This window comes from Streptomyces sp. NPDC055103, assembly GCF_053607625.1.
Map to the genome: position 1 here is coordinate 80,301 of NZ_JBSGTX010000033.1, position 9,679 is coordinate 89,979.

Consider the following 9,679-nt stretch of genomic DNA (forward strand, 5'->3'; position numbering starts at 1 on the left):
TGCCCCTTTGAACCTTGGGAGTAGGCCCCATGACCCAGTCGTCCGTGGAGCCCAAGACCGCATCGGAGGACGCGGGCTCCGGCTCCAACGTCCCCGCCGGCCGTTCTTGGCTCGACCGGTACTTTCACATCTCGGAGAGAGGGTCCACCGTCGCGACGGAGATCCGCGGCGGCGTCACCACCTTCATGGCGATGGCGTACATTCTCCTGCTCAACCCGATCCTCCTCGGAGGTCCGGACGTCGAGAAGAACGTCCTCGGCTCCTCCGCCGTCATCACGGCGACCGCCCTCGCGGCGGCGGTGACCACCCTGCTGATGGGCTTCATCGGCAAGGTCCCGCTCGTCCTCGCGGCCGGTCTCAGTGTCTCCGGTGTGCTCGCCACCCAGGTCGTGCCCCAGATGACCTGGCCGCAGGCCATGGCCATGTGCGTCGTCTACGGTCTGGTGATCTGCCTCCTGGTGGTCACCGGTCTCCGCGAGATGATCATGAACGCGATCCCGCTCGCGCTCAAGCACGGCATCACCATAGGCATCGGCCTCTTCATCGCGCTGATCGGCTTCAACAAGGCCGGCTTCGTGGGCGCCGGCCCGCAGTTCGGCCCGCCCGTCACCATGGGCACCAACGGTGAACTCGTCGGCTGGCCCGTCCTGATCTTCGCCGTCACCCTGCTCGCGATCTTCGCGCTCCAGGCCCGCAAGGTCCCGGGAGCGATCCTCATCGGCATCGTCGCCGGCACGGTCATCTCCCTGATCGTCAACGCGGTCGCCGACATCCCGGACAAGGGCCCGGGCGCCTGGGCCAACGGCTCGCCCGAGCTCAAGGGCAGCGCGGTCTCGACCCCTGACTTCTCCCTCTTCGGCGACGTCGACTTCGGCGGCTGGGGCGACGTCGGCTACATCACCGTCGGCGTGATCGTCTTCACCCTGGTCCTCGCCGGCTTCTTCGACGCCATGGCCACCATCATCGGCGTCGGCACCGAGGCCAACCTCGCCGACGACAAGGGCCGCATGCCCGGCCTCTCCAAGGCGCTGTTCATCGACGGCGCGGGCGGCGCGATCGGCGGCGTCTCCGGCGCCTCCGGCCAGACCGTGTTCGTGGAGTCCGCCACCGGCGTCGGCGAAGGTGCCCGTACCGGCTTCTCCTCCGTCATCACCGGCCTGTTCTTCGCCGCCTGCCTCTTCTTCACCCCGATCACCCAGATCGTGCCCCGTGAGGTCGGCTCCGCCGCCCTGGTCGTCATCGGCGCGATGATGATGATGAACGCCAAGCACGTCAACTGGGGTGACAGCGCCGTCGCCATACCGGTCTTCCTGACCGTCGTGCTGATGCCGTACACGTACAGCATCACCCCGGGTGTCGCGGCCGGCGTCATCTCCTACGCCGTCATCAAGGTGGCGCAGGGCAAGGCCCGCGAGGTCGGCGCGTTCATGTGGTGCCTGACCGCGATCTTCATCGTGTTCTTCGCTCTTCACCCGATCGAGAGCTGGCTGGGCGTCAGCTGACGTCGTACCGTCGCCCTCCGCACACCCCCAAGGAGACCGAAATGCTGGACATCGCCGAAGAGCTGCACCGGTGGGTCGAGCAGGGACGTACGTTCGCCGTCGCCACCGTCGTGGCGGTCGGCGGCAGCGCGCCCCGGCAGCCCGGAGCCGCACTCGCCGTCGACAGCGACGGCACGGCGATCGGCTCGGTCTCCGGCGGGTGTGTGGAGGGCGCGGTCTACGAGCTGTGCCGGCAGGCTCTCGAGGACGGGCAGACGGTCGTCGAGCGCTTCGGCTACAGCGACGAGGACGCCTTCGCGGTCGGTCTGACCTGCGGCGGCGTCATCGACATCCTCGTCACCCCGGTGCGCGGCGGGGTCTTCCCCGCCGCGCTCGCGGCCGCCTCCACGGGGGAGGCGGCCGCGCTCGCCCGGATCGTCGACGGACCGGCCGAGCTCCGGGGCACCGCCCTCCTCGTCCGCCCCGACGGCTCGTACGAGGGGAAGCTCGGCGGCCACCCCGAGCTGGACCGCACCGCGGCGGGCGAGGCCCGCGCGATGCTCGACACGGGCCGCACCGGGACCGTCGAGATCGGCGAGGACGGCAGCCGCTGCGGACAGCCGCTGACCCTCCTGGTCGAGTCCTCCGTCCCCGCCCCCCGCATGATCGTCTTCGGCGCCATCGACTTCGCCGCCGCCCTCGTCCGGGTCGGCAAGTTCCTCGGCTACCACGTCACCGTCTGCGACGCGCGGCCCGTCTTCGCGACGCCGGCCCGCTTCCCCGAGGCCGACGAGATCGTCGTCGACTGGCCCCACCGCTACCTGGAGTCGACGGAGGTCGACGGCCGGACCGTGCTGTGCGTCCTCACCCACGACGCCAAGTTCGACGTGCCCCTGATCCAGGCCGCCCTCAGGCTTCCCGTCGCGTACATCGGCGCGATGGGCTCCCGCCGCACCCACGAGGACCGCAACAAGCGCCTGCGCGAGGTCGGCGTCACCGAGCTCGAACTCGCCAGGCTGCGCTCCCCGATAGGCCTCGACCTCGGCGCCCGTACGCCGGAGGAGACCGCGCTGTCGATCGGCGCCGAGATCGTCGCCAACCGGCGCGGCGGCAGCGGCACCTCGCTCACCGGCGCGCACACCCCGATCCACCACGACGGCCATCGCGAGCCGGACGGCCGGATCGGGTCCGTCGCCTAGACCCTTCCGGTAGATCCTTTCCCGCCCCCCACGGCGATGCGCGGACTCTGTGCGCGATCCCCGTGCGGGGGCGCGCTCCGTTCAGGCCTTGCGGAGCCGTTCCGGACTTGCGTGCCCTGTTCAGGTCTTGCGTGCCCCGTTCAGGCCTTGCGGAGCCCGCTGAGGAGCAGTTCGGCCAGCTGTTCGTACGCCTCGGCGTCGGCCAGGCCGGTCGCCGCGGCCACCTGGCGGCGCTGGATGCGGACCATCACCGAGGAGATGACGTCCGCCGCGAAGGTCACGTGGACCTCGCGGAACACCCCCGCGCGCACGCCCTCCTCGATGAGCTGCTGGACCCGGCCGGCCGCCGCGCGCGTGTTGCGCTCGTACACCTCCGCCGCCGGCTCGAAGGCGGCGACGTCGTCGAAGAACTGCGGGGAGACCGGCGCCAGCTCCGCCGAGACGGCGCGCAGATAGGCGGCCAGCCGCTCCGCCGGGTCGGTCGCGGCGGCCAGGACCGCCTCCACGCGGGCCGTGGCGCGCCGGAAGAAGTGCACGACCGCCGCCCGGACGAGCTGCTCCTTGCTGCCGGCGAGGCCGTACAGGGTGCGCTTCGAGCAGCGAAGCCGGGCGGCGAGGTCGTCGAGCGTCAGGCGGGCGAAGCCCTCGCCGACGAGCAGGGCGACGAGCTCCTCGAAGAGGGCGGAGCGGCGCGCCGCCCCGCGGCCCGTCAGTTTCGGGGCGTCGGCGGAGGAGGTCTCGATCACCCGCCCAGTATTCCAGGCGGCCCCTCGGCGGGCCCTCGACCCCCACTGAGGGCGTACGCCCTGATCCGCGGACAGGCCTACGCCGAGATCCGACTGCGCTACGCTAAGCGGTACTGCAGTACCTGCCCCAGTACCACTTTGCGCGCCGCTGGAGTCGCCATGGATGTCGACCGCCTGCTTCCCACCCCCGAAGCGGCGGACCTCATCGCCCTCACCCGGGAGATCGCCGACAAGGAGCTCTCTCCCCGGGTGAACGAGCACGAGGCCGCCGAGACCTATCCCGAAGGTCTCTTCACCACCCTCGGAGAGGCCGGGCTCCTCGGCCTCGCCTACCCCGAGGAGTACGGCGGCGGAGGCCAGCCGTACGAGGTCTACCTCCAGGTCCTGGAGGAGCTCGCCGCCCGCTGGGCGGCCGTCGCGGTCGCCACCAGCGTCCACACGCTGGCCTGCCACCCCCTCCACACCTTCGGTACGCCGGAGCAGAAGGAGCGCTGGCTGCCCGCGATGCTGGAGGGCCGGACCATCGGCGGCTACAGCCTCTCCGAACCGCAGGCCGGCTCCGACGCGGCCGCCCTCTCCTGCAAGGCCGAGCTCCAGGACGACGGCAGCGGCTACCGGGTGACCGGCACCAAGGCCTGGATCACCCACGGCGGCAAGGCCGATTTCTACGCCCTCTTCGCCCGTACCGGCGCCGGCAGCCACGGCATCTCCTGCTTCCTCGCCCCCGGCGCCACCGAAGGGCTGAGCTTCGGCCTGCCCGAGCGTAAGATGGGCCTCCAGGCGGTCCCGACCACCTCCGCGTACTGGGACGGCGCCCTCCTCGACGCCGACCGGCGCATCGGGGAGGAGGGCCAGGGCCTCCAGATCGCCTTCAGCGCGCTCGACAGCGGCCGCCTCGGCATCGCCGCCTGCGCGACGGGCCTCGCCCAGGCCGCGCTGGACGCCGCCGTCGACTACGCCAACGAGCGCACCACCTTCGGCCGCCGGATCGTCGACCACCAGGGCCTCGGCTTCCTCCTCGCCGACATGGCCGCCGCGGTCGACGCGGCCCGCGCCACCTACCTGGACGCGGCCCGCCGGCGCGACCTCGGCCGCCCCTTCAGCCGTCAGGCCAGCGCGGCCAAGCTCATCGCCACCGACACGGCCATGAAGGTCACCACGGACGCGGTCCAGGTCCTCGGCGGGTACGGCTACACCCGTGACTTCCCGGTGGAGCGCTTCATGCGCGAGGCGAAGATCATGCAGATCTTCGAGGGCACCAACCAGATCCAGCGGCTGGTCATCAGCCGGGGGCTCGCCCGTTAGGAGAAATAGCAGGTCAAGGGGGCTTTGGTGGAGCCTTCCTCAGTCCCGAGGATCGACGGTCGACCCCTTCGGGTGGCGCCTCGGGCGCCGTTTGGGAGAAATTTGGGAGATCAAGTTTTCAACTTCCTCTCCGGAGGGGATCGGCCCGAATTCCCGGGAGTCGATCACCGGCCTCGCCGACTCCCACCACATGCGCTCCAGAGCCGCAGCGATCTTGAGTTCCATGCCCAGCGTCGAGTGGGAGTACGTCCCTTCGACGCCGGGGACCTCGTGCCCCATCCGTTCCTCGACGGCCACCCTCGGGTGGCCGTCCTCGTCCAGCCACACCTTGTTGGAGTGGCGCAGGCCGTGAGGGGTCATGCCCGCCACGCCGAGCACCGGCCGGATGCCCGGCTGGGCCGCGTGCCCCCGGCTGCTCGGCTTAGGGGTGCGGCCGTCCACGATCGGTTGGAATGTGTCGCTGTAGAACTCGCCGCCGATGAGGAGCCGGCCGCCCCGGGGTGCGGTGAATACCAGCTCGTTCTTGTGGGAGCTGATTAGCTGGTGCAGGAGGTCGGCGAGGAAGGGCGGGATGATCAGGCTGCGGACGGACTCGTACTTCGGCTCGATGAGCGTCGGTGCCCCGTCGATGTACTGGCTCTGGTTGGCGAGGAGGATCCGAGCCCCCTTCTTCGGCTGCTCCCACATGCCGGGGTCCGGCATGTAGAACCCCGAGGCGCCGAGCGGGACTTGCTTCCGGGGCCTCAGCTGCCGCTCGGGGAGGATCAGGTCATTGCGGGAGAGGCCGGCGAGCTCGCCGATGCGCATGGCCGCGTAGGCAGCCGTCAGGACGAGGATGAAGCAGCTGAAGCCCCGGAAGTCGAGACCGTTGCGGGCGACGAGGAATGCCTGCCGCGGGGAGGCGAAGACGACCTCGGCGGTCTCCTTCTTCTTGTACCGGCCACGCCGGCCTGAACTCCGGGCCGGGATCGGGTTGCTGCGGATCAGCGGGGGTTTGTGGCTCACCGCGTCGTCCAGCATGGTCCGGAAGGTGGAGATGATGTCGCCGATGTAGTTGGTGGAGTACCCCTCGGTCTTGAGGCTCTTCTCCCACCGCTTGAAGTTCGTGGTCGTGATGTCGGCCAAGGCCGTCGTGCCCCACTGGGGGAGGATCTGCGCGTTCAGCCGACTGCGGTAGGTGCGATCGGAGAGCGGGCCCACCTCCTCCATGGTTTCGAGCCAGACCTCCGCCCATTCGGCCGTGGTCATCTTCCCGTTACGGGCGTCGACGTACACGCCGCGCGCGATGTCGGCTTCCTGGCGCTCGCCGTACTTCTCGGCCTGCCTCTTGGTCAGGAACCGGTTGCCGTTCTCGTCGTACAAGGCGGTGGGGTACTCGGGGACGGAGCCTTCAGGCCCCTTCCATCGGGCGCGGTAGTACTTGCCGCGCTTCTCTCCGTAGGCCATGGCTGCCTCCTGCGAGTGAGAGGGGGGAGGGGAGGGGAGAGGTGGGGCTTCCGCCGTCGAAGCCCCACCCCACCGCCCGCTAAGGCGGGCTAGGTGAGCAGGGCCAGGAGCGTCGTGTGCGTGACGCCAGTCAGCTCCTCCGCGAGCGCGGCGGCTTCCTGCTCGGTCACGAGCGTGCTGAGGACCCAGAGGGTGATCAGGCCATCGCCAGTGACTTCACCGTCGAGGTAAGCCCGGCCCCCGTGCGGGATGACCGGGGTACGGATGACCTCGACGCGGACACGCTGCATCATCAGCGGTGCCCCCTTACCTACGTAGGCGAGTGCCACCTCTCCGCGCAGGCAAAGGGAGTGTAATCACACCCTTACGCAGCGTGTACTGAAAATGATGCAAGTCCGTACTTGTTCGATGAAAGTGGATGCATCCCGTTGCGTCAGGGGGTTTGCGCCTGGAGTAGCTTCCGGAGCTGGCGCTGGACCTCGCTCCAGTGGCGGAGGTCTTCCTGTACCTGTGCTGTCGGGGTCTCCGGGCTTCGCTCGACGATCAGCGTCATCAGTGCGGAGGAGCCGTCCGGGCGGAGGTCCAGGACGTCGTGTTCGACGACCTCGCCGTCGATGATCTCCTGGACGATGCGAGCGGGTAGGCGGCTCATCAGGGCCCGGGCGATCTCTCCTGCGAAGTCCGGCTCCGGGGTAGGGGATACGTTTCCGTGCCGGTCTGCGAAGCCTTCGAGGAGGGTGGGCGCGCCGCCGGCCAGGACGGCCTCGACGGAGTCGTTCGTCCAGCCGATGAGCTTGGCGTAGGCGCGGACCGTTGCGGATACGCGCTGGATCATGCCGCCCTCGATGCGGCGCAGCGCGTTGCGCTGCACCCCGATCTGCTGACCGACAGCCTCCTGGCTCATCCGTAGGTCTTCCCTGCGCGCGCGGAGTCGCGCCCCCAGGCCGCTCCAGTCCTCCGCCCCATCCATAGGGCTCATCATGCCTGATTCTCATGCACCACGGCAGGAGGCGTGAGGGCGCATTAACCGCGCACTGGGGCGCTCGGTGGGGGCGAAATGGTGCATGGGGTGTGAGTTGCCGCCCGCGCAACCTCGAAACATGGCGCCCTTCCTGCTCCTTGATGCATCAAAAAGATGCGTGAAGGTGTTTGCGTGCATCGTTTTCGAGCGCTACGTTTTGAAGCGTGACACCGAACGGCACTGCCATCCGGGCAATCCGGAAGTTGCAAGGCATGGCCCTCCGCGCCGTAGCGCTGGAGACGGGCCTTCATCACGGGCACCTGTCCCGCGTCGAGCGAGGGCAGGCGGGCGTGAGTGAGCCCAACCTCCGGGCGATCGCTCGCGTGCTGGACGTGCCGGTCGCCGCAATCAACCGAGAGGAAACGCCGTGACGACCGTCAGGACCCGGCGTCGCGTCCCCAAGGCTGCCGACGCCCCCGAGCCTGTCGTCGCCCCCGACCCGATCGAGGACGACCTCACGCACTACAAGGTCGAACAGGCCGCCGCGAAGCTCGGGATGTCGAAGCGCTGGCTGGCCGGCCAGGCCGCTGCGCGCGAAGTCCCCTGCACCTACATCGCCGGACAGCTCCGCTTCACGCCCGCTCACATCCGGGCGATTTCGAAGGCCGGTGAGGTCATCCCCCCGCAGTACCGCCGCGGCTCCTAGGCGACGCCGTCGGGGGCGACGGGCCATGCAGGGCCTCAGTCGCCGCCCCCAGCGCCGCCGGAACCTCAACCACGATCGAAATCGAGGCACCGTGAAGCAGAACTGTACTGCTCCGCACGACGCGCGTAACTGCCGTCTGTGCGCCCCCTTGCGCCACCCGTCCCAGCTGAGCACCCGCCGCGCCCTGGCCGCCCTGCCGCGCCAGTCCGCCGAGTCGGCGAGCCGCGAGACGGGCGGCGAGCGCGGATGACCGCTGCGAAGAACCCGCTGGTCTACAACGACCACCGGACGACCGCCGAGCACGCCCGCGCCTGCCCCGGCGAGTGGGTGTGGGGCGGCAACTACCAGACCGTGGGCGGGGCCGACGCCACCGCCCGGCAGATCCGTAGGGGCGCGAAGGTCGCGTACGAACCGGCCGGTGCGTACCAGGCCGTCGTGCGCCACGACCCCGCTCCCGCCCTGTGGGTGCGGTTCGTGGGCAGCGCGGAGAACGCGGCCCGCCTCGACGTCATCGACTGCCGCTCCGTCGGCCAGGTCGCGCGTCCGCGCCGCTGCCGGAGCGCGCAGCCCGAGAAGTTCCAGGCGTGCATGGCCCGCGCGCTGATCGCCGTCAAGGACGGCGCGGACCTGGCGACGTCGGTGTGGACCGCCGTCGACCCGGTCAAGACCGCCGCCGAGATCGAAGCCCTGGCCGGCCTGCGCCGCCTCTCCGCCTGCCCGAAGGACACGAAGTGACGACGACGATCGAGCCCACCCTGTTCGACCTGGGTGACAGCGCCCCGCGCGGCCTGGCCGACGCGCCCACCGCGCGGCTCCTCCTCCCCGCCGGCGCGTCCCGTGAGGAGTGGGAAGCCACCCGACGGCTCGGTCTCGGCGGCTCCAACATCGCCGGAATCCTCGGCCTGGGCGGCAAGTACACCGGTCCGCGCCACGTCTTCGAGGAGAAGCACGGCCGGAGCACCTTCAAGGGCAACGAGGCCGCCGAGATCGGTAGCGAGATCGAGGACTTCATCGCCCACATGTTCACGAAGCGGTCGGGGGTCCCCACCGCGGAGGCCCCCGGGACGCTCGTGCACATCGAGCACCCGTGGATGCGGGTGAACGTGGACCGCTTCACGTTCGAGCGGCCCGGCCCGGCCTCCGGGGTCCTGGAGTGCAAGAACAGGTCCGAGTACCAGGCGGACCAGTGGGAGGACGGGGCTGTCCCTGACGCCCCCGCGATCCAGTGCCACTGGGGCATGGCGGTCGGCGGGTGGGACCACGGTTTCGTGGCCGCGCTCGTCGGCGGCAACAAGCTCAGGTGGGTCCGCCTGGAGCGCGACGAGGAAATGATCGAGTACCTCATCGACTACTGCGGGAAGTGGTTCCAGCGCCACGTGGTCGAGGGGATCGAGCCCCCGGCCGACGGCCTGGAGGCGACCACCGATCTGCTGGCCAAGCTCTGGTCGGTGAAGGCGGAGACCATCGCCGAGATCGACGTGGCGAAGGCCAAGGAACTGCGCGCCAGGCACGCCGACGTGAAGGCCCGCGAGAAGGCCATCAAGGAAGAACTCCGCCTTGTAGAGAACGAGATGAAGCTGCTCACCGCCGAGGCGGAGGTGGTGAAGGCGGGCGGGAAGCCCGCGTGGACGTGGAAGGGCAACGGCACCTTCGCCAGCAAGCAGTTCGCGGAGGCCCACCGGGACCTCGTCGCCCAGTACACGCACATGGTGCCCGCGCTCGACGTCGACCGGCTCAAGGAAGAAAAGCCGGACGTCTACGCGGAGTTCCGCGCCCGCCGCCTCGTCGTCCCCGCGAAGGGAATCTGACCCATGTCTCTCTCCACCCTCAAGGCC

Annotated in this window: 11 protein-coding genes; 7 read left to right on the forward strand and 4 right to left on the reverse strand. The window is 69.9% G+C overall.

The window, feature by feature from the left end; genetic code table 11:
- The first annotated feature begins 29 nt into the window (after positions 1-29).
- Complete coding sequence (locus ACWFR1_RS21620; protein WP_453553504.1) at positions 30-1,502, forward strand: NCS2 family permease; 1,473 nt, start codon at positions 30-32, stop codon at positions 1,500-1,502.
- Between the two features lie 41 nt (positions 1,503-1,543).
- Positions 1,544-2,680, forward strand: a complete 1,137-nt coding sequence (locus ACWFR1_RS21625) for an XdhC family protein (RefSeq protein ID WP_453553506.1) — start codon at positions 1,544-1,546, stop codon at positions 2,678-2,680.
- A gap of 140 nt (positions 2,681-2,820) precedes the next feature.
- Here ACWFR1_RS21625 and ACWFR1_RS21630 read toward each other — a convergent pair whose 3' ends face one another.
- A complete protein-coding gene (locus ACWFR1_RS21630; protein WP_150264947.1) occupies positions 2,821-3,426 on the reverse strand; it encodes a TetR/AcrR family transcriptional regulator in 606 nt (201 codons plus the stop codon).
- 159 nt (positions 3,427-3,585) lie between these two features.
- On the opposite strand from ACWFR1_RS21630, the gene ACWFR1_RS21635 reads away from it, so the two are divergent.
- Positions 3,586-4,731, forward strand: coding sequence for an acyl-CoA dehydrogenase family protein (locus tag ACWFR1_RS21635; protein ID WP_453553508.1), 1,146 nt, complete (start codon positions 3,586-3,588; stop codon positions 4,729-4,731).
- A 39-nt stretch (positions 4,732-4,770) separates the two neighbouring features.
- Here the strand turns inward: ACWFR1_RS21635 and ACWFR1_RS21640 are convergent, their stop codons facing one another.
- The 3 genes from ACWFR1_RS21640 to ACWFR1_RS21650 all read right to left on the reverse strand — a co-directional run bounded on the left by ACWFR1_RS21640 (position 4,771) and on the right by ACWFR1_RS21650 (position 7,159).
- A complete protein-coding gene (locus tag ACWFR1_RS21640) occupies positions 4,771-6,177 on the reverse strand; it encodes a tyrosine-type recombinase/integrase (RefSeq protein WP_453553510.1) in 1,407 nt (468 codons plus the stop codon).
- A gap of 89 nt (positions 6,178-6,266) precedes the next feature.
- Positions 6,267-6,470 carry a hypothetical protein gene (locus ACWFR1_RS21645; protein ID WP_453553512.1) on the reverse strand — a complete coding sequence of 68 codons (204 nt, stop codon included), beginning with the start codon at positions 6,468-6,470 and terminating at the stop codon, positions 6,267-6,269.
- Between the two features lie 140 nt (positions 6,471-6,610).
- On the reverse strand, positions 6,611-7,159 hold the full coding sequence (locus ACWFR1_RS21650; RefSeq protein WP_453553514.1) for a helix-turn-helix domain-containing protein: 549 nt from the start codon (positions 7,157-7,159) through the stop codon (positions 6,611-6,613).
- A gap of 203 nt (positions 7,160-7,362) precedes the next feature.
- On the opposite strand from ACWFR1_RS21650, the gene ACWFR1_RS21655 reads away from it, so the two are divergent.
- The 4 genes from ACWFR1_RS21655 (at position 7,363) to ACWFR1_RS21670 (ending at position 9,652) form a co-directional block, all read left to right on the forward strand.
- A complete protein-coding gene (locus ACWFR1_RS21655) occupies positions 7,363-7,569 on the forward strand; it encodes a helix-turn-helix domain-containing protein (protein WP_453553516.1) in 207 nt (68 codons plus the stop codon).
- Positions 7,566-7,844 carry a hypothetical protein gene (locus ACWFR1_RS21660; protein WP_453553518.1) on the forward strand — a complete coding sequence of 93 codons (279 nt, stop codon included), beginning with the start codon at positions 7,566-7,568 and terminating at the stop codon, positions 7,842-7,844. The genes ACWFR1_RS21655 and ACWFR1_RS21660 overlap by 4 nt, the downstream gene beginning before the upstream one ends.
- Positions 7,845-8,090: 246 nt before the next feature.
- Positions 8,091-8,579: a hypothetical protein gene (locus tag ACWFR1_RS21665; RefSeq protein WP_453553520.1), complete on the forward strand. Its 489-nt coding sequence runs from the start codon at positions 8,091-8,093 to the stop codon at positions 8,577-8,579.
- Complete coding sequence (locus ACWFR1_RS21670; RefSeq protein ID WP_453553522.1) at positions 8,576-9,652, forward strand: YqaJ viral recombinase family nuclease; 1,077 nt, start codon at positions 8,576-8,578, stop codon at positions 9,650-9,652. The genes ACWFR1_RS21665 and ACWFR1_RS21670 overlap by 4 nt, the downstream gene beginning before the upstream one ends.
- Positions 9,653-9,679 lie beyond the last annotated feature (27 nt).